This window comes from Corallococcus sp. AB045 (assembly GCF_003668895.1).
GTDB lineage: Bacteria > Myxococcota > Myxococcia > Myxococcales > Myxococcaceae > Corallococcus > Corallococcus coralloides.
Genome location: NZ_RAWN01000006.1, coordinates 56,531 through 73,620, shown reverse-complemented (window position 1 = coordinate 73,620; position 17,090 = coordinate 56,531). Strand labels below are relative to the sequence as shown.

Sequence of the window (17,090 nt, the reverse complement as noted above, 5' to 3'; positions counted from 1 at the left end):
GCCGCGCGGCCCGTTCGACGCACGAGCGGACCGGTTCGCCGCGAGGCCGTCCCCATCGGCTGAACACTTTCCCCCACGTGGCGCTCGCGCGGGCACGGTCCGTTCCGTCCATCCCCCACGGAGGTGCTTCATGTCCGCGCCCCGGTGAGCCTCACTTCCGCTTCCGACCACGGGACTTCGACGGCGTCGGCTCGGCCAGGGTGGCAAGGGCATCCACGAAGAGCCGGACCTTGGGGGGAAGGTTCAGTCGGCTGGGATAGACGACGTGGATGGGCCTCATCGACGCGGGCCGGGGGCCGAAGAGGACCTTCAGCCGGCCGTCCCGGATGGCCTCCTGGCAGAGGATGTCCGGCACCCGCGCGATGCCGACCCCGGCGATGGCCGCATCGCACGCGAGCTCGCTGTCGTTCACCATCAGGACCGGATCGATCCGGGACTTCACGCCCTCGGCCTCCCACGTCTCGAACGCACTGAATCCAATGCAGCGCGCGGACCCAAGCTCCCTGGCGGCCGGGATGCCGTGCTTCGACAGGAAGCGGGGGCTCGCCACGAAGCGGACCGCGCCCTCTCCCAGCTTTCGCGCCACGAGCGACGAATCATTGAGCGGGCCGATGTGGATGGCGACGTCGAACCCCTCTTCGATGAGGTGGACACGGCGGTCCGCCAGCACCAGCTCCACCCGCGCCTGGGGATAGCGACCGAGGAACTTCGAGATGACAGGCGTGAGGTAGCGCCGGCCGTAGAGCACCGGCGAGGAGACCCGGATCAGGCCGGTGGGATCCGCCTTGCCCTGCTGCACCTCGCTGTTCGCTTCTTCGATGAGCGCGGCGATGGCGGCGCAGCGCTCGGAGTACGTCACGCCTGCTCCCGTCACGCGCAGTCGCCGCGTGGTCCGCTCCAGGAGCCGCACGCCCAGCCGCTCCTCCAGGTGGCGGATGCGCTCGCTGACGGTCTGCTTGGTGATGCCGAGCTTGAGCGCCGCGCGGGTGAAGCTCTCCTCGCGGACGACTGTCGCGAAGAGGAGCATGTCGGCCGGTGGAATCATGGCCGTCAAGATTAACCTGACAATGAGTTCGTCCGGGGCCGCATTGTCCGGGCACTCCGGCGGACGCATGGTGTGGCCTCACGCAACCCACAGGAGTGCCACCCATGAAGCTCTACTTCGCCCTCAGGACCCGGGCGGTCCGTCCCCGCTGGCTGCTGGAGGAACTCGGCGTGCCCTATGAGCTGGTCAGGCTCGACCTGGCCCGGCAGGAGAACACCACTCCTGAATACCTGGCGGTGCATCCGCTGGGAGACCTCCCCGCCCTGGTGGATGGGGACGTCACGCTGCTCGAGTCCCTGTCCATCTGTCTGCACCTGGCCGACCGGTTCCCGGAGAAGCATCTGGCGCCGTCGGTGGGGAGCGCGGAGCGCGGTCCTTATTACGGCTGGATGGTCTTCGCTGAGTTGAGCCTCGACCCCCTGGTGATGGAGTTCTACCGGGACGCGCAGTCGCCGGTGGCGCGCGAAGTCCCGGAAGGGGAGGCCGCGAAGCTCAGGACCCGGCTCACGGCCGCTCTCGACCTCATCCAAGAGGGACTCGGCGGCCGTGAATTCCTCGTGGGTGAGGCCTTCACCGCCGCCGACGTGGTGATGGCTTCCATCCTCCACCTCGCGAACACGCTGATGCTGCTGGACGGGTATCCGCGGCTGGTGGAGTACGTCAGGCGCCACTCTCAACGCCCCGCGGTGCGCAGGGCGGTCTCCGGGTGATCCGCTACCAGGTCTTCGCCGCGGCGAGCGCCTCGTTGAATTCCAGGCCGTTGACGCGCATGACCGCGAGCCAGTTGATGGCGCCCACGACGTCGAAGACGAGGCCCTGTCCCGACGTGGCTTCGACGATGCCGGCTCCCGCCGTGTTGCCCGTGCCGACGCCGTAGGCGATGCCCGAGCCCGCGAACTCCACGCTCGCGAGGCCCACGCCGAAGCTGTTGTCTCCCACGGAGGCCGCCACGTGGTACCGGCCATCGGGGACGTGGAGCCGGAACTTCGCGCCCGTTGTCAGCACGAAGCTGGCGAGGCGCGGATCCTGGGTGCCGTTGCGATCGCCTCGGGTCTGGAGTCCGCCCGGGCCCTGCCAGCCCCAACCCCGTGCCGCATCGAAGGCGGAGTCGTCCGCCACCGCCCAGCCCGACACCAGCGGCGCTCCGGGAGGCTGGAAGTTCAAAGCGATCAGCTCAAGCGTCGCATTCGGAATGACGTCCAGGGCTGCCTGGGCTGCGATCGTCCCGACCTTCGCGTGGAGCGTCGTGGTTCCCTCCGAGAGTCCCTGGACCGTGCCGTGCTCCACCGTGGCGATGGCCGGGGCGTCGGAGCTCCAGGTGGCCTCGCAGGTGACGTCACGGGTGAAGACGTCGGTGCCGCGATGGAAGGAGCCCACGGCCTTGATGCCCGCCGACCTGCCACGAACCACCTTGAGCGTCGGCGGCGGCTGGACCTGCAACGCTTCGAGCACGACGTCGCCCGCCATCGGTACCACTTCGAGCTCCAGCGCTCCCACCAGCGCACGCCGGGTGAGCGGGTCGGTGTAGCTGGCCTGCAGCCGGGCCCGGCCCGGGTTGATGGCCCGGAAGGTACCGCCCGCGTCCACGGTCGCCACCTCCGGGTCGAGCGAGCTGAACGTGACCTCCGAAGTGGCGGCGACCGAGGTCCCGTCCTGGAACACCGCCGTCACCTGGAGCTTGCCACCCATCCCCACCTCGACCGGCGCGGTGGACGCGGTCACGTCGATGCGCCGCAAGAGTCGAGCGGGCCTTGGATCGAGCCGGTACACGAAGACATTGGTGTCGACGGTGTTCACGACCACGAAGACATTCAGGCTCGGCACGTAGCGGAACCGGCCGTAGGTCCCGTTCATGTTGGCCGGACCGGGCACCACCGTGCTGAGCGCCGTGTGCTTCGTCCAGACGCGGGTGTCCAGGTCCAGCGAGTAGACGTCTCCGCCGCCCTTCCACGCGACGATGCGGTCGGTCACCGGATCGTAGTCGACGCCGGGGTTGCCCCCGTCCTCGATCTCCCGAGCCCCCGTGGTGGCGAGCCGCACGCGCTTCGGAACGAACTTCCCCAGCGCGTCGATGGCCGTGGTGTCGGTGACGCCCTGTCCAATCTCGACGTAGAGCTTGCGCCGCGGGTCGACGACCGCGTTCTTGTAATAGCCCTGCTGATCCGCCTCGCCACGGATCGTCCACTTGCCGGTGACAGGATCCCAGAACGACAGCGCCTGCGAGCCGGCGTGGTACCAGACGACGCGCGTGTTGGGGTCGTAGGCGCTGTTGGCGCCGGTGCGTGTTCCCAGCTGCGGAAGGTCGGGGTGGTTCTCCCAGCGGTTCGTGTCGAGGTTGAGCGCCGTCTGCGGCCAGCCATCCCAACCAATCGCGAGGAACCGGTCGAAGGGCGGCGGCAGGTACTCGAGCCCGTCGTACGTGTGGATGGCGCAGTTGACCCCCAGCGCGCGGTCGGGGCACTCCTGCCCGGAGCCGACGGGATCCGGATCGGTCAGGCGCACCCACGCGCCCGTCCGGAGGTCGAAGCCGTAGATCTCATTGCCGTAGTAGCCGTTGTGGCCGCCGCCGGAGATGTAGAGCCGGTCGCGCTGGGTGTCGAAGGCGCCGCTCGACCAGTCGTCCATGATGCCGCTGATGCCCTCGCCCAGTCCGAGCCACGGGTACAGGGAAGGGGACAGCGAGAAGGCCCGCAGGTTCGAGGCAGGGAACTCGTACCAGTGTCCCGCCGCCAGCGCGGAGAACACATCCGGCGGAGGCGCAGGGATCGTCACCGTCACCGGATTCGACGGGAGGCTCTCGCCGCCTTCGTCAGTGAGCGCGGTGACGGTGTACGTGTACGTCTCGCCCGGGACGACCGGACGGTGGGCGAAGGACGGTCGAAGCACCTGACCGACCAGCGCCGGGCCCCGCAGCACGCGGTAGTGTTTGACCAACGCATCCGGCGACGGCTCCCACGTCAGCGCGACTTCGAAGGAAGAGACGCTGGCCGCGGCGAGGTTCGTCGGCGGGGCAGGGCGCGTGGGCTGCTCTCCGCACGAGACGACTCCAGCATCGACGCCGGCATCGGAGCCCGTATCAACGCCAGCGTCCGTGTCCGCGCCGCCGCCGCCATCCGGACCGCCGACAGTGCCGGTGCAGCCGACCGCGCCCAGAAGCAGCACCCCGACGACCAGGGTCCGAACCAGCAGGCAAGGGAGCATGTTCGCGCCATCCTAGGGGGCCTGCTCCCTGCGGGCACCGTCAGGGTTCGTATATGACTTGACGAGCATATGAAGGAGTGGGCATATACGGGACATGGAATCATCGTTCGCGATCATCGCGGAGCCGAACCGGCGGGCCATCCTCAGCCTGCTGGCTGCGTCGGAGCACTCCGTCGGCGAAATCGAGCACCAGCTGCGGATGCCCCAGACATCGGTGTCCAAGCACCTCCGCGTGCTGCGCGATGCCGGCTTCGTGGAGTCGCGCATCGACGCTCAACGGCGCGTCTATCGCATCCGGCCGGAGCCGCTCATGGAGGTCGATGAGTGGCTCGCGCCATTCCGGCGCTTTTGGGCAGCCCACGTGGACGCGCTCGAACGCCATCTCGACCGGATGGACCAGGAACCCGAACCCAAGAAGGGAAAGAAACGATGAGCCACCGTGCGAAGTACACGCCCGGCCCCGCGGCCGGAGCCAGTGTCCAGAAGGCAGGCGACAAGTGGACGCTCGTCCTCGTCCGGGACCTGCGTCATCCCCCGGCGAAGGTGTGGAAGGCGCTGACCGACCCCGCGCACCTGTCTGAATGGGCGCCGTTCGACGCGGACCGGAACATGGCCAGCGTGGGGCCGGTGAAGCTCTCCACGGTCGGTGCGCCGACGCCGCAGGTCGCCGAGACCACCGTGAGGCGGGCGGAAGAGCCGAAGCTGCTCGAGTACAGCTGGGGGCCGCAGGACCTGCGCTGGGAGCTGGAGGCGACGGACGCCGGCGGTACCCGGCTCACGCTCTGGCACAACATCGACAGGGGCTTCATCTCGTGGGGCGCCGCGGGCTGGCACATCTGCTTCGACGTGCTCGATCAGCTCCTCTCAGGCGACCCCATGGGCCGCATCGTGGGGCCCGATGCGATGCAGTACGACTGGCAGCGCTTGAACTCCGAGTACGCGGAGCAGTTCGGGGTCCAGAGTCCCACCTGGAAGGCCAGCAACTCGAAGGAGTGAAGGAACACACCATGGAATCGACCCTGCCGAAGCCGGCGCTCGTCGCCGCCAGGACGTCCCCCAAAGCCGTGACCATCACCTTCTGGATCGCCACCGCGCTCTTCTGCCTGGAGATGGGCTTCACCGCCTACGCGCAGTTGAACCTGCGAGATGCGGCGGAGGGGTTCACCCGGCTCGGCTTCCCCAGCTACTTCCGGGTGGAGCTGGCGTGGGCCAAGTTTCTCGGAATCCTGGTGCTGCTCGCACCGGTGCCGTGGCGGCTCAAGGAGTGGGCCTACGCCGGCTTCGCCATCAATCTGGTCTCGGCGCTCATCGCCCACTTCGCGGTGGGAGATGGCCCGGAGGCGTGGGCCTTCGCGGCGGTCACCAGCGTGCTCTGGGTGCTCTCGTACGGCTCCTGGCGCAGCCTGCAGGTCACTGTCCGCCCGCTGGAGGCCGTCCATGGGTAGCAGCGGCAGTGAGCAGTTCACCGGAGCAGCCGCTTCCCGACTCATCGATCAGCGACTCCAGGACCTGGGGGACTGGAGGGGGGAGACCCTGGCCCGCATGCGGGCGCTCATCCTGGAGGCCGACTCCGAGATGACCGAGGAGTGGAAGTGGACCACCCCGGTCTGGTCGTGCCACGGGATTGTCTGCACCGGGGAGTCGTACAAGAAGGCCGTGAAGCTCACGTTCGCGAAGGGGGCCCACCTCCCGGACCCCAAGGGCCTCTTCAACTCCAGCCTGGAGGGCAACACGCGGAGGGCCATCGACATCAAGGAAGGGGAGAAGGTGGACGCGCGCGCGTTCAAGGCGCTCGTGAAGGCCGCGGTGGCGCTGAATGGCCAGTCGGCGAAGAAGCGGTAGCGCCAGGCTCAAGGGGCTCGGACGCCCAGCGCGTGGCATGGGGACTGTGAATTCCATGGGACAGAGCCCTCGGTTCCAAAGGAAGGCGCATGAGTGACGGACAGGAGAACCAGGAGGCGCGGCGACGTGCTGATGATCCATCGCCGGGACGGGGACGTCGTCCGGCTCGAACGCTCTCCCACGTCAAGCAGCTCGTCTGCGCCAGGGACGAGGTGTCCCCCGAGGCCTGGGCTGAGCTCACCGCGCGGTTTCTCCTCACCGAGCCCCGGTAGCGCTGGAGGGCAAGAGCAAGCCCAAGGCTTCGCGCGCGAAGCGCAAGCCAACGCCGGAGTAGCTGTGAGAGGCTTACCGGACGGTCGCATCACCCTCCTCAGGAGCGCCTCCGATGCTTCGTCCCGCTGTCCCGAAGCCTTTCATCCCGTTGACCCTGGCCACCGTGCTGATGGCGCTCGGTGTCCTGCTCATCGCGCCGCCCGCCTGGGCGGAGAAGCCCGCGAAGCCCACGTCACGGCCCGCGGACCGGCACTACATCCGCAAGGTCGACCAGTCCTCCGTCGCCAAGGACAAGAACACCGTCATCGAGTCGCGGGTCGATGTCAGCCGGGATGTGAAGGACATCAACGACGGCAAGGCCAAGAAGGGCAGCGATTCGGGGACCGTGACCTGGACGCTTGGCGGGCGGACCTATGGGGCCCACGACAATGGTACGCTGTATCCCATCCGTGGCACCGGGTTCCATGAGCTGAACCGCTCGGCCTTCAAGGCATTGGGGGTCTACAACAAGTTTGACGACACCCCGCGCGCCAAGGAGATCCTGGACAAGATGGGCACGTCCCAGGGCGACAGGAACGCCGCGCTCAAGGCGTACAAAGCGGGTTGAGAGGGAGAGCCATGCAGCCGGAAAGACAGGTTGTCGGATTCATCGCGCGGGGTGCCGTGGAGGAAGCTCGCCTCTTCGACAGCATCGGCCGCGCGCTCGGTCTCCCTCCCGAAGGTGTGGCGCGCTTCGACGTGGACGGTCCCGCGGATGCGGCGGTGCTCGTCGAGACCGCGCTCCGGTCCTCCGGCTTCCGCACGGATGTGACCCTCTACGTCGATGCCTCCCGCACCCGCGGAGCCCCCAGCCTTTCATCGGTGGAGGTGGCCACCCGGGTCGCGGCCCTGCTCGGCGAGGAGCTCCTCGTCTCGCCTCCCGCGGACGACCCGGCGGTCGCCACCTCCTGGTTCCTCGTCACGCCCGAAGGCAAGCGCTTCCGGGCCAGTGAAGCCTCTCCCGGCCATGACGAGGACGACGAGGATTCCGTCGATATCGACCGGGCCTCCCTGCGCCCCCTGTAGTGGGCGCGGGTGGACCGGGTTGGGGAGCCCGCGTCACCAGGGGATGACGCCCTGGTCGTCCGAGTAGGTGCCGGTGGGGCCGTCTGGCCCGAGCAGCGCCATGCGCACGGGCGCGCGCGCGGCCTGCTCGACGGTGCGGGTGCCCTGGAAGTTGTTGAGGTCCGTGGCGGTGAAGCCCGGGCACACCGCGTTCACCTTGATGCGGGTCGTCTCCAGGTCCAGGGCGAAGGCAAGTGTGATGGCGTTGAGGGCCGACTTCGACGACGAGTAGACGCCGTACATCGCGCGGTACGGGTTCGCCGGGTTCGAGTTGTTCGTGAGCGAGCCGACGCCGCTCGAGACGTTGACGATGCGCCCCGCCGGTGCTTCCCGAAGGAGCGGAAGCATCGCTTGCGTGACGGCGATCACGCCGAACACGTTCGTCTCGAACACGGTGCGGAACTCGTCGAGCGGCGCGACGGTCGCACGGCCCGCCTTCGCGCGCTCCGCCAGCGGCTGGCCCGGCTTGGGCGCCTGCCTGCCCGAACGGGCGATGCCCGCGTTGTTCACGAGTACGTCCAGGCGCCCCAGCTCCTGGCGGATGCGCTCCGCCGCGGCCGCGATTGAACTCGCGTCCGTGACGTCGAGCGCGAGCGCACGGGCGTCACCGGCGACGGTCTTCGCCGCCGCCTCACCACGGGCGAGGTCACGTGAGCCGACGAGCACCGTGAAGCCGTGCGCGGCGAGGTCCTTGGCGATCTGAAGTCCGATGCCCTTGTTTGCCCCGGTGACGAGGGCGACTTGTTTGTCGTGCATGCCCGGGGAGATACGGGGGCAGGTGACACGCGCGCTTGGCGCTTCTTGGCGGAGATTTCGTGCCAAGAAACGCCAAGCCAGGGCCGCGGAAGCTCCTTACACTGAGGGGATGTTCACCATCGACGCGATCCCGGTCTCGCTCCCTGGCCTGCGGGCCGTGCGCATGACGACCGACCTGCTTCGCGTTGGCATGAAGGAATTCCACGCGTCCATGCGCATCGAGCGCGGGCGCAGCGAGTGGTGGGGGCGTGGCCGGGTCTGGACTGGCGGGCCCGGCGCCATCCACCTGAAGCAGCCAGGCGACGTGCACCGCGACGTCGCACACGATGGGCCGATGACCTACCAGGCCGTCGTGCTGCCCGAGCGCGACATCGATCGCATCCGCCATGAGGGGAAGGTCGTCGCGCATCCCCACTTCAAGCTCGGCGACGAGCGGGGCCTTCCCTTCCAGCGTCTCCACGACGCGGTCGCTGCGGGCGCGGATCGCCTCACGCTGGAGGTCGCGGTGGTCGAAGCCGTGGAGGCGTTCACGGTCTTGAGGGGCGCCACGCCAGACCACACGCGGCCGGTGCGACGGGCGATGGCGTACCTCCGCGAGCGGGTGGGGGACGCCATCACGCTGGATGACCTCGCGGACCATGCCGGCTACGACAAGTTCCATCTCTGCCGCGCGTTCCGCGCCCAGGTGGGGATGCCGCCGCACGCCTACCTCACGCATCTGCGCATCGCATGGGCGAAGGTGTTGCTCGAAAGCGGCCTCCGGGCGTCGGAGGTCGCGACGCGCGTCGGGTTCTATGACCAGAGTCAGCTGAACCGCCACTTCCGGCGCATCGTTGGAACGACGCCCGCGCGGTACGCGAACACACGACCGGAGCGGAGCCTCCAGGTGTAGCCGCTCGATGAGCCTATGGCCGCGTGACGTGCACGAGGCTCGTCATCGCGTCCACGTACAGGGTCGTGTCGTCGGCGTAGAGCGGCAGCAGCGGGGTGACCGACACCTGGTTCAGCTTCGTCTTGCGGAGCTGCTGCGTGGCCGGGTCCTTGAACACGGCGTAAGGGACATCCTGGATGACGTAGGGCTCGCCGTTCACGTGGCCGATGATCATCAGCACATGGCCGGGGACGACGACGAGGTCGCCCACCTGCGCCTGCTCCAGCGCGCGCACCCGGTCGGCGTGCGAGTCCTGCGCAGTGAAGAGGCGGTGGTTCAGCGCCGCGCTCTTGCCCTGCATCCCGGAGTTGGGCGGGAGGGCCAGCCCCATGCTGCGGTACACCTCACTGGTCAGGCCGCTGCAATCACGCGCATTGAACTGGTGTCCCCAGCCGTAGCGCTCGCCGAGGAACTTGAAGGACTGGCGGAGGATGTTGGCGCGGGTCAGCGGCAGATAGCCCGGCGCGGTGTCGGCGGTCCGGCGCAGCAGCGCGCTCCGGAAGGCCAGCGAGCCATCCTGCTCGCGCACCGGCAACTGCACCGGCCACGATGCATAGCTGCTGGCGCCGTTGACGGGCTCGCCGGGTGCCACGTCGGCCCGCGGTAGCGCGACCCCCATGTCGAACTCGAGCTCGGACACTTCCGGTGCTTCCGGCGTGAAGACCGTGCGCACCTGGTCGCCCGTGACGACGCGCCCGGGCGCCTTCGCCACGTAGGAGAACACCGCGTCCGCCGTGCCCTCCGCGATGTCGCCGCGCTGGACCCACGCGGGCCCCTGCGTCGTCTGGACGAACAGCCATTGCTGGTCCGCGCTCTGGTGCGCGATGACGACCGGCTCACCCGGAAACAGGATGCCGGCCTGCAGGCTCTCGTAGTCGCGCAGGTCTTCCGAAGCGAAGAATTGCCGGCCGGACGGCAGCGACCGCAGGTGCGTGCGCCGCACGCTGAGGCCGTAGCGCGCGGTGGAGGTTTCGGGGATGTGCTCGGCCGCTGCGTTCTGGCGAAGCTCGTCGAGCATCGCTTCCGTCACCGGACGGCCCTGTTCGTTGATGACGGCCTGGATGGGCGTCTGCTGCGCAGCCCTGACCCAGCCGGCGACCTGTGCGCGTGTCAGCGTGGCCGGGATGCCCTTCAGGTCGATCAGGCCGCCTTCCGGACCGAACGCGCGCAGGCGCTTCTCCGCCACCTGGCCGGCATCGAGCAGCACCGCATCGGGAGACGGCGCGCGGCGGATCCAGAACTCGGGCGTCAGCATGTCCTCGCTGAACGCCGGCACCCCGGACGGAGACACCGCGAGCGCGGACGGCGCGGCGCAGGCAGCGAGGCTGGCCGCGGCCCCCATCACCGCGAGCGAGAGCGCCCGCATTCGCCACGGATGAGGAGAGGGGAAGGCCAGTCGGCTCATGGGTTCTGCTCCCGCTGGAGGGTCGGTTGCTCTCCTATCGGAAGAACGAACACTCAGTGGGGGCTATTTCGCGGGGACTCCAGGGGGTGGCCCAGGTTGCGGTCCACCACCGTGAAGCCGGAGGACTGATAGAGGGCGACGGACGCCGGGTTGTCCTCGAAGGCGTACACGATGGCGCGCCGGGCGCCCATCCCGTGCATGCGTCCCAGCCCCTCGTACAGGAGCGCGCGCACGAGCCCGCGTCGCCGGTGCTCCGGGACGCACGCGGTCGGTTCGAACTCTCCCACCGCGTTGATCTCGTCGAACCAACCGAGCGCGCAGGCCGCGAGGCTGCCGTCGGGTGCCTCGGCGACGAGGTCCAAGGCTGGCTGGTAGCGCGGCGCCTCCATGAGCCGCGCGTACACTTCCGTCGTCATCCGCTCGGAGCCGAAGCCGCGCCGGTGAACGAGGGCGCGCGCTTCCACCTCCTCCGGGCCGCGCACCGCGCGCACCCGGTAGCCCGCGGGCAGCGGAGGTGGCGAGGGCGGCAGCGCGTGGAGCGGCAGTTCGAGATGCAGGTAGCACCCGCCCGAGGTGCGCCGGCAACCCAGCCGCTGCAGCGCCGCGAGCAGCGGACCGTTGCTCTCCAGCGCCCACAAGGTGGCTGGCAGCGAGGTGTTTCCGGGGCGTGCGCGCGCCCAGGGCAGCACGTCCTGCGCGAAGGCGTCCGCGTGCGTGAGCGGGTGGACGAGCAGGTCCACGTCGCCGTTGCTGTAGGCCCACGCGAAGCCGGCAAGCTGCCCGGGCTCTGGCTCCCACAGGATGATCTCCTCCCGCGGCCGCACCTGGGCATTGCGCAGCATCCGCCAGGTCAGGTCCCCTACCGCGCACTCCACATGGGGGCCGCGCTCCGCCCAGGCCCGCGCCACGAGGCGCTCCATGGCTTCGAGGTCGGTCACATCGCGATAGGGGCGGAGGCTGGACATCCCTCCTCTCTACTCCGTTCGGGATCCTGGATGTCAGGGTGCGCCGGGCTCTCCGGCCACAGGCCGCGCCTGGAGGGCGAAGGGGCTGGGATGGAGCGCGCTATGCTGCCTCACCAATCCCCATGGCCTCCTCTCGGAAATCCCCTGGTTTCGTCCGCAGCTTCGTGTTGCCCGCGCTGCTGCTCTTCGCCCTGCCGCTGTTCGGGCTCTGGTTCTCCGGTCATGCCTCCGACCGCTTCGACGCGCAGGTGCTCGAAGTCATCGAGAAGCAGATCGCCCGGGACACGACGTTGAGCGAGGCCGACCGTCAGGAGGCGCTCTCCTTCTACCGCGGGGTCCCCGCGTCGGTGGCCTGTCAGAACGACAGCGAGGAGCTGGCGAGCTACCGCAAGGGGCTTGGCGAGGCGTGCTCGGACGCGAAGCAGTTCGGGTGGGCCTACCTGGCCTCCTGGGCCATGCTGGCGCTCGGGCTTGCCTCCACGGTGATCGCGCTCCTGTGTGGCCTGGCCGCGTTCATCTCGCGTCCCTTCCAGTACGGCAGCTTCGTGGTGGGCTGGCTCGTGCTCCGCATCACCAGCGCCATCCAGGTGCTGGGGCAGGGCGTGCTGTTGGTGTGGCTCTCCTACTGGGTGACCGCGCTCTGGGCCGAGCGCTACTACCCGAAGCTCATTGGCATCATGGCCCTCCTGGCGGCGGCCGCCGTCTTCCTGGTGGTGGTGGCCATCTTCCGACGCCCGCCCATGGACTTCGACGTGGAGGCGGAGGAGGTGCCCGAGGCGCGCGCCCCGGAGCTGTGGGCCTGCGTACGCCGGCTGTGCGAGCGGCTCCAGACGACGCCGCCCGACCACATCCTCGCGGGCATCGACACCAACTTCTTCGTCACGGAGAACGACGTGCGTGTGGATGGGCGCATCCTCTCCGGCCGCACGCTCTTCGTGAGCCTGTCCCTGCTGCGCCTGCTGGAGCGCTCCGAGGCGGAGGCCGTGCTGGCGCACGAGATGGGGCACCTGCTGGGCGGCGACACCGGGCACGGCAAGCGGCTGGCGCCCATGCTCTCGCACTTCGGCCACTACCTGGAGACGCTGTACGAAGGCGGCGTCACGCGCCCCGTCTTCTATTTCATGGCGGCCTACCGCGGTCTGTTCGAGCTGTCCCTGGGCCGCAGCCGTCGCGCCAGTGAGCTCGCGGCGGACCGGCTGGCGGCGGGGGTCACGTCGGGGCAGGACATCGCCCGCTCCCTGGTGAAGGTGGGCGCGTACTCGAGCTTCCGGGACCGCGTGGAGGCGAAGCTCTTCGCCCAGGACGAGCAGCACCAGTCGGTGGCCATCTCGCAGCGGGTCGCGCACGGCTTCTCCGAGTACGCCCAGTCCGAGGCGGTGCACGACGACCTGCAGGGCGCGGTGACGCCCCATCCGTTCGATTCACACCCGCCGCTGGGCGCGCGCATGGAGAACGTGGGCGTCCACCTCAAGCCCGCGGACATGGCGCAGGTGCTCCTGGAGCCCGTGGAGTCCTCGTGGGCGGAGGCCTTCGAGGACGCGGAGGCCATCGAGGCGCGGCTGTGGGGCGCCTACGAGGCGCGCTTCTCCCAGGCCCATGACCTGGCGCTCGCCTGCCGTTACGAGCCGTCCACGGACGAGGAGCGGCAGCACGTGGAGAAGTTCTTCCCGGCGCTCGTCTTCGAGGGCAAGGAGGCCGGCTACGAGGTTCGGATGGACTACTCGCAGGTGAGCTGCTCGGAGTGGGAGGAGCCCGTCGAGTTCGACAGGATTGCCTCCGCCTCCACCGCCGACCGCATGTTCAAGAAGTACCTGGACCTGAAGGTCACCGGCGAGGGCCGCTTCAAGGGCGGGCGCTCCATCTGCTTGAGCAAGCTGAAGGAGCAGGACGCGGTGCTGGAGGCCTTCGAGCGCTACCTGGGACGGCACCGGTTCATGAAGGCGCACCGCTCGGACTCGCAGGCGGCTTGAGCAGGAGCTCCGCCCGCTGGTGTCACGTCGCCGGCGGGCGGGTGCGGTAGAGCGTTCCGCTCAGGAACTCGAACCACGTGCCGGCGGGAAGCAGGGTCCCCGCGACGTTCGCGTCGGCGCGCAGCGTTCCCTGGTCGAGCTTCCCCCGGAGGAGATGCACCTGGGTGCCGGCGGCCAGGGGGAGCCCCTCCACGTCGTGGTCGCGGGCCAGCACGCCGGACACGCTGGGGGAGTAGATGGGATCCTCGACCATGACCTCGTGGAAGGCGGCCAGCGGGAGGCCGTCGATGACGATGGGCTCGGCCGGGGTGAAGCGCAGCGGGCGTCCCGTCTTCGGATGGGGGGCGAGCACCGTGTCCCCAGCGCACGGGATGCCGTCCACGACCGCGCGTTCGGCCAGGGTGACGAAGTGGATGCGGCCCGCGTCGGTCATGTAGACGGACGTGCCCGCCCGGGCCACGAAGCCTCCCTCGCAGCGCGCGTTGTCATGCACGGTCACGACCGCGGGTCGGCCGGTGCTCGCGTGGATGTGCTCGACGTCCACCAGGCCTTCGATGCCCGGCACTCGCACACCCTTCGGAGCCTGCCGCGACGCGAGCGCATCGAAGGTGGGCAGGTCATCCGGATGCAGCCCCTCCGAGACGCGCTGCAGGAGCTCGTCATAGGACGACGCGATGTAGCGGGTATCGCCGTACGTCTCGCTCATGTGGAGGTAGAAGATGGCCCCCACGCCCTTCTTCAGACGGTCCTCGACGTCGAGGTACCAGACGCCGCCGCCCCCATCCATGGCGAAGGGAACCAGACCGGAGGGCAGTTCCTCGCTCTCATCGCCCCACCTGTCGAGCTCGAGGCGCGTCTTCGGCCCGGCGATGGTGCGCGGCTCGGAGAGGTCTTCCAGGAGTCTGGCGGGAAAGCGTGGGTCGATCATTCCCAGGCAGCTTCCGGACAATCACGCCGGGCGGCAAGCGCGGGCGCCATGGTGACTGGCGCCATCTTCCTGGTGACGGCTGTCACCAGCCCTCGGCTTCCTCCCGGGAAGTCCCTCCCGTCAACTCATTGAAATCACGGGCCGGTTTTGGCCACGCCGGTCGACCAGGGCTCGGCATGCCGGGTGCAGTAGGGCAGGGCATCGCTGTACTGCTCCCCCTTCGACGTACTCCTGAGGTTCCTCCCATGGCCCGTCGCATCGGTTCGTCCCTGTCCCGCTCCGCCACCCTCCCGACCTCCACGGCGTCCAAGCCCAAGCCGCCGGCGCGCGCGTCGACGCTCCCCGCCTCGACGACGGCCACGAAGCCCACGGCGACGACGGCCACCAAGCCCACGGTGACGACGACGGCCACGAAGCCCACGGCGACGACGCCCGCCGCGAACACGGCGACGCCGCCGAAGCACGCGGGGGCTCCCGAAGGACAGCCGTCCTACAGCCCGTGGTCGCTGAACTCAGGCACGGATGTGGCGGTGAGCGGCGGTGACAACAAGCTCACGGCGCCCGCGGCCGCGAAGCAGACGATGTTCATCGACAAGCCGGCCACGCCCTACCAGAAGGACACCTTCGGCGGTGGCCGGCTGAGCGGCAACATGGGGTCGATGCAGGCCTCCACCACCAGCCACAGCGGCGGTGGCGTGCACCACTACTCGGCCCAGGCCGAGGTCCAGGGGCCCAACGCCTCCTACGAGTGGCAGAAGTCGCACGCGGGCCGGATGGGCGTGTCGAGCGCGCAGGTCACCGGCGAGGCCAACACCTTCAAGGCGCAGGCCCAGGCCGGCGTGTCGGCCGACACGAACTCGCACGCCTACACCGCCGCGCTGACGGCCAAGGCGGAGACGGGCGTGGGCGTCACGGCGAGCGCGAACCACGACTTCAACCGGCACGTGGGCGGCTACGTGAAGGGTGAGGCGAAGGCCGGCGCCTCCGCCTACGCCGAGGGCGTGGCCACCTTGGACCCGAGGACGGCCACGGCGATGGTCTCCGGTCAGGTGGGCGCGGGCGCCACGGCGGGCGCGTACGCCACGGCGGGCGGGCACGTGGGCCGGGTGCACGGCTCGGTCACCGCGGGCGCGGTGGCGGGCGCGTCGGCCCAGGCGGGCGGGAAGTTCGGCCTGGAGAATGGCTTCCTCAAGCAGTCCGCGGACGTGAACACCGCCCTGGGCGTGGGCACCCACGTGAAGTCGGACGTGGCGGTCGACCTGCGTCACCACATCAAGCCGGGCATCGCCTCGGGCCTGCGCCCCGCCCTCGGCAGCGCGATGGGCGTGCCCGCGCCCGCGATCGCCATCGAGCCGGAGAAGTCGGGCATCGAGAAGCTCTTCGCCAAGGCCTTCGGCAGGGAGTGATGCGCGGGGCATACCCCCCGTCCGGGTGTTCCTCCCTGGCGTCGTCATGGGTCAGCTCGTAGGTTGCGCTCCCCTGGTACTTCGAGCGCTGCCCATCCCATGACGACGTCCATTCTTCGAACCCTCCTCCGCGGTGCATTCGTGCTCCAGGCGCTCTCCGCCTGTGCCACGGGCCCGCAGCGTCACGAGCAGCCGCCGCTTGCCGCCCCTGCCGTGGCGGAGCTGACCGAGGCCTTGAAGCCCTTTTCCTTCCTGATGGGGACCTGGGACGCGGAGGGCGGCGGTACGCCCGGTGCGTCCGCCGGAACCTTCACGTTCCAGCCGGATGTGCAGGGACATGTGCTGATCCGCCGGAACGAATCCGTCACGCCGGGCGGGCGGCACGAGGACCTGATGGTCCTCCATCCGGGAGCGCAGGGCGCGGTGCGTGCGAGCTACTTCGACAACGAAGGGCACGTCATCCAGTACGCAGCCCGTGCGGAAAGCTCCCCGGCGAGCGCTGAGTTCGTCACCGACGAGGCGTCTGGCGCGCCCCGGTTCCGCCTGTCGTATCTGCTGAACACAGACGGAACGCTCAACGTCAGGTTCGAGATCGCCCCTCCCGGCGGTGCCGGCTTCCGGACCTACCTCGAGGGTACCGCCCGGCGCAGATAGGCATTGGAAGTGTGTGCCGCACGGGCAGTCATGTCACGACGGGCTGGGGGCAGGGCACGGTCGTCAACGACGCGTGGACGCCCCCAGCGCCTGCTTCAGGTCCGGTCCAGCGACAGGGGGCTAGTTACAGGGCGCGCCGCAGGTGCCCGCCCCGCGGGCCTGACATGCCGCCGTGTTGATGCAGAACAAGCCATCACCCGTGCAGCACCCGAGCAAGCGCGAGGACTCGTCCGTGGTCTCGTCCGGAACCGCGCTGCTGGGCGCGGTCGAGACGAGCACGGCCTCATCGTTCGTCACGACCTCGCTCGGGGCGAGCTGAGAAGAGGAAACAGCCATTCCCACCACGAAGGCAAAACTCAGGGCAACTCCGGAGACAAGCGTCCGCGGCATCTGATGCTCCTTGGGTTGAGAGGCGTCTGGGATGGTACTCCCAGTGTGTCCCGCAATCCAAGACGCTCGGGTGCGCAACTGAAGTGGTCGGGTATGGATGTATTTTGATGGGTGGAACGAATGACACGCTGCAAGGTCAGGTCTTTCCGTAGCGGCGAAGGGCCTCGTCGAATTCAAGGCGCCGTGGGCCGCCGCCTGCGTGGAAGCCGTAGCCGCGAGC

The 17,090-nt window shown here is 69.2% G+C and carries 18 protein-coding genes; 12 read left to right on the top strand and 6 right to left on the bottom strand.

Annotation, left to right across the window (positions count from 1 at the left end):
* Positions 1–151: 151 nt before the first annotated feature.
* A complete protein-coding gene (locus D7Y21_RS02675; protein ID WP_199735344.1) occupies positions 152–1,045 on the bottom strand; it encodes a LysR family transcriptional regulator in 894 nt (297 codons plus the stop codon).
* A 104-nt stretch (positions 1,046–1,149) separates the two neighbouring features.
* On the opposite strand from D7Y21_RS02675, the gene D7Y21_RS02670 reads away from it, so the two are divergent.
* On the top strand, positions 1,150–1,755 hold the full coding sequence (locus tag D7Y21_RS02670) for a glutathione S-transferase family protein (protein WP_120565074.1): 606 nt from the start codon (positions 1,150–1,152) through the stop codon (positions 1,753–1,755).
* A 4-nt stretch (positions 1,756–1,759) separates the two neighbouring features.
* Here the strand turns inward: D7Y21_RS02670 and D7Y21_RS02665 are convergent, their stop codons facing one another.
* Positions 1,760–4,246, bottom strand: coding sequence for an Ig-like domain-containing protein (locus tag D7Y21_RS02665; RefSeq protein ID WP_121711028.1), 2,487 nt, complete (start codon positions 4,244–4,246; stop codon positions 1,760–1,762).
* 94 nt (positions 4,247–4,340) lie between these two features.
* Here D7Y21_RS02665 and D7Y21_RS02660 point away from each other — a divergent pair, with 94 nt between their 5' ends.
* From D7Y21_RS02660 to D7Y21_RS02635, 6 genes are all read left to right on the top strand, one after another.
* A complete protein-coding gene (locus tag D7Y21_RS02660) occupies positions 4,341–4,679 on the top strand; it encodes a helix-turn-helix transcriptional regulator (RefSeq protein WP_121711026.1) in 339 nt (112 codons plus the stop codon).
* Positions 4,676–5,242 (top strand): SRPBCC family protein, encoded by a 567-nt coding sequence (locus tag D7Y21_RS02655; protein ID WP_121711024.1) that lies wholly within the window; start codon positions 4,676–4,678, stop codon positions 5,240–5,242. Before D7Y21_RS02660 ends, D7Y21_RS02655 begins: the two co-directional genes overlap by 4 nt.
* An 11-nt stretch (positions 5,243–5,253) precedes the next feature.
* A complete protein-coding gene (locus tag D7Y21_RS02650; protein ID WP_120565266.1) occupies positions 5,254–5,691 on the top strand; it encodes a DoxX family protein in 438 nt (145 codons plus the stop codon).
* Positions 5,684–6,088 (top strand): DUF1801 domain-containing protein, encoded by a 405-nt coding sequence (locus D7Y21_RS02645; protein WP_120565070.1) that lies wholly within the window; start codon positions 5,684–5,686, stop codon positions 6,086–6,088. Before D7Y21_RS02650 ends, D7Y21_RS02645 begins: the two co-directional genes overlap by 8 nt.
* A gap of 385 nt (positions 6,089–6,473) precedes the next feature.
* Positions 6,474–6,968 (top strand): hypothetical protein, encoded by a 495-nt coding sequence (locus D7Y21_RS02640; RefSeq protein ID WP_120565069.1) that lies wholly within the window; start codon positions 6,474–6,476, stop codon positions 6,966–6,968.
* An 11-nt stretch (positions 6,969–6,979) separates the two neighbouring features.
* Positions 6,980–7,426, top strand: a complete 447-nt coding sequence (locus D7Y21_RS02635) for a hypothetical protein (RefSeq protein ID WP_120565068.1) — start codon at positions 6,980–6,982, stop codon at positions 7,424–7,426.
* A 33-nt stretch (positions 7,427–7,459) separates the two neighbouring features.
* Here the strand turns inward: D7Y21_RS02635 and D7Y21_RS02630 are convergent, their stop codons facing one another.
* Positions 7,460–8,221, bottom strand: coding sequence for an SDR family oxidoreductase (locus tag D7Y21_RS02630; RefSeq protein WP_121711022.1), 762 nt, complete (start codon positions 8,219–8,221; stop codon positions 7,460–7,462).
* 109 nt (positions 8,222–8,330) lie between these two features.
* Between D7Y21_RS02630 and D7Y21_RS02625 the strand changes: the two genes are divergently transcribed.
* Entirely contained in the window at positions 8,331–9,113 is a 783-nt protein-coding gene (locus D7Y21_RS02625) for an AraC family transcriptional regulator (protein WP_120565066.1), read from the top strand.
* A gap of 13 nt (positions 9,114–9,126) precedes the next feature.
* On the opposite strand, the gene D7Y21_RS02620 is transcribed toward D7Y21_RS02625, so the two are convergent.
* Both D7Y21_RS02620 and D7Y21_RS02615 read right to left on the bottom strand, forming a co-directional pair.
* A complete protein-coding gene (locus D7Y21_RS02620) occupies positions 9,127–10,557 on the bottom strand; it encodes an SH3 domain-containing protein (RefSeq protein WP_233611938.1) in 1,431 nt (476 codons plus the stop codon).
* Between the two features lie 53 nt (positions 10,558–10,610).
* Entirely contained in the window at positions 10,611–11,522 is a 912-nt protein-coding gene (locus tag D7Y21_RS02615) for a GNAT family N-acetyltransferase (protein WP_121711018.1), read from the bottom strand.
* 122 nt (positions 11,523–11,644) lie between these two features.
* Between D7Y21_RS02615 and D7Y21_RS02610 the strand changes: the two genes are divergently transcribed.
* Positions 11,645–13,492 (top strand): M48 family metallopeptidase, encoded by a 1,848-nt coding sequence (locus D7Y21_RS02610; protein ID WP_121711016.1) that lies wholly within the window; start codon positions 11,645–11,647, stop codon positions 13,490–13,492.
* Positions 13,493–13,514: 22 nt separating this feature from the next.
* Here the strand turns inward: D7Y21_RS02610 and D7Y21_RS02605 are convergent, their stop codons facing one another.
* Positions 13,515–14,420: an SMI1/KNR4 family protein gene (locus tag D7Y21_RS02605; RefSeq protein ID WP_121711014.1), complete on the bottom strand. Its 906-nt coding sequence runs from the start codon at positions 14,418–14,420 to the stop codon at positions 13,515–13,517.
* Positions 14,421–14,665: 245 nt separating this feature from the next.
* Here D7Y21_RS02605 and D7Y21_RS02600 point away from each other — a divergent pair, with 245 nt between their 5' ends.
* The 3 genes from D7Y21_RS02600 (at position 14,666) to D7Y21_RS41660 (ending at position 16,799) form a co-directional block, all read left to right on the top strand.
* Positions 14,666–15,826, top strand: a complete 1,161-nt coding sequence (locus D7Y21_RS02600) for a hypothetical protein (RefSeq protein WP_121711012.1) — start codon at positions 14,666–14,668, stop codon at positions 15,824–15,826.
* A gap of 141 nt (positions 15,827–15,967) precedes the next feature.
* Positions 15,968–16,480 (top strand): FABP family protein, encoded by a 513-nt coding sequence (locus D7Y21_RS02595; RefSeq protein WP_147443278.1) that lies wholly within the window; start codon positions 15,968–15,970, stop codon positions 16,478–16,480.
* A 172-nt stretch (positions 16,481–16,652) separates the two neighbouring features.
* Positions 16,653–16,799 carry a hypothetical protein gene (locus tag D7Y21_RS41660; RefSeq protein ID WP_158627213.1) on the top strand — a complete coding sequence of 49 codons (147 nt, stop codon included), beginning with the start codon at positions 16,653–16,655 and terminating at the stop codon, positions 16,797–16,799.
* Positions 16,800–17,090 lie beyond the last annotated feature (291 nt).

Coding starts and splice junctions, on each gene's coding strand:
- D7Y21_RS02675 (WP_199735344.1), bottom strand. CDS start 1,045: ATGATTCCACCGGCCGACATGCTCCTCTTCGCGACAGTCGTCCGCGAG.
- D7Y21_RS02670 (WP_120565074.1), top strand. CDS start 1,150: ATGAAGCTCTACTTCGCCCTCAGGACCCGGGCGGTCCGTCCCCGCTGG.
- D7Y21_RS02665 (WP_121711028.1), bottom strand. CDS start 4,246: ATGCTCCCTTGCCTGCTGGTTCGGACCCTGGTCGTCGGGGTGCTGCTT.
- D7Y21_RS02660 (WP_121711026.1), top strand. CDS start 4,341: ATGGAATCATCGTTCGCGATCATCGCGGAGCCGAACCGGCGGGCCATC.
- D7Y21_RS02655 (WP_121711024.1), top strand. CDS start 4,676: ATGAGCCACCGTGCGAAGTACACGCCCGGCCCCGCGGCCGGAGCCAGT.
- D7Y21_RS02650 (WP_120565266.1), top strand. CDS start 5,254: ATGGAATCGACCCTGCCGAAGCCGGCGCTCGTCGCCGCCAGGACGTCC.
- D7Y21_RS02645 (WP_120565070.1), top strand. CDS start 5,684: ATGGGTAGCAGCGGCAGTGAGCAGTTCACCGGAGCAGCCGCTTCCCGA.
- D7Y21_RS02640 (WP_120565069.1), top strand. CDS start 6,474: ATGCTTCGTCCCGCTGTCCCGAAGCCTTTCATCCCGTTGACCCTGGCC.
- D7Y21_RS02635 (WP_120565068.1), top strand. CDS start 6,980: ATGCAGCCGGAAAGACAGGTTGTCGGATTCATCGCGCGGGGTGCCGTG.
- D7Y21_RS02630 (WP_121711022.1), bottom strand. CDS start 8,221: ATGCACGACAAACAAGTCGCCCTCGTCACCGGGGCAAACAAGGGCATC.
- D7Y21_RS02625 (WP_120565066.1), top strand. CDS start 8,331: ATGTTCACCATCGACGCGATCCCGGTCTCGCTCCCTGGCCTGCGGGCC.
- D7Y21_RS02620 (WP_233611938.1), bottom strand. CDS start 10,557: ATGAGCCGACTGGCCTTCCCCTCTCCTCATCCGTGGCGAATGCGGGCG.
- D7Y21_RS02615 (WP_121711018.1), bottom strand. CDS start 11,522: ATGTCCAGCCTCCGCCCCTATCGCGATGTGACCGACCTCGAAGCCATG.
- D7Y21_RS02610 (WP_121711016.1), top strand. CDS start 11,645: ATGGCCTCCTCTCGGAAATCCCCTGGTTTCGTCCGCAGCTTCGTGTTG.
- D7Y21_RS02605 (WP_121711014.1), bottom strand. CDS start 14,420: ATGATCGACCCACGCTTTCCCGCCAGACTCCTGGAAGACCTCTCCGAG.
- D7Y21_RS02600 (WP_121711012.1), top strand. CDS start 14,666: ATGGCCCGTCGCATCGGTTCGTCCCTGTCCCGCTCCGCCACCCTCCCG.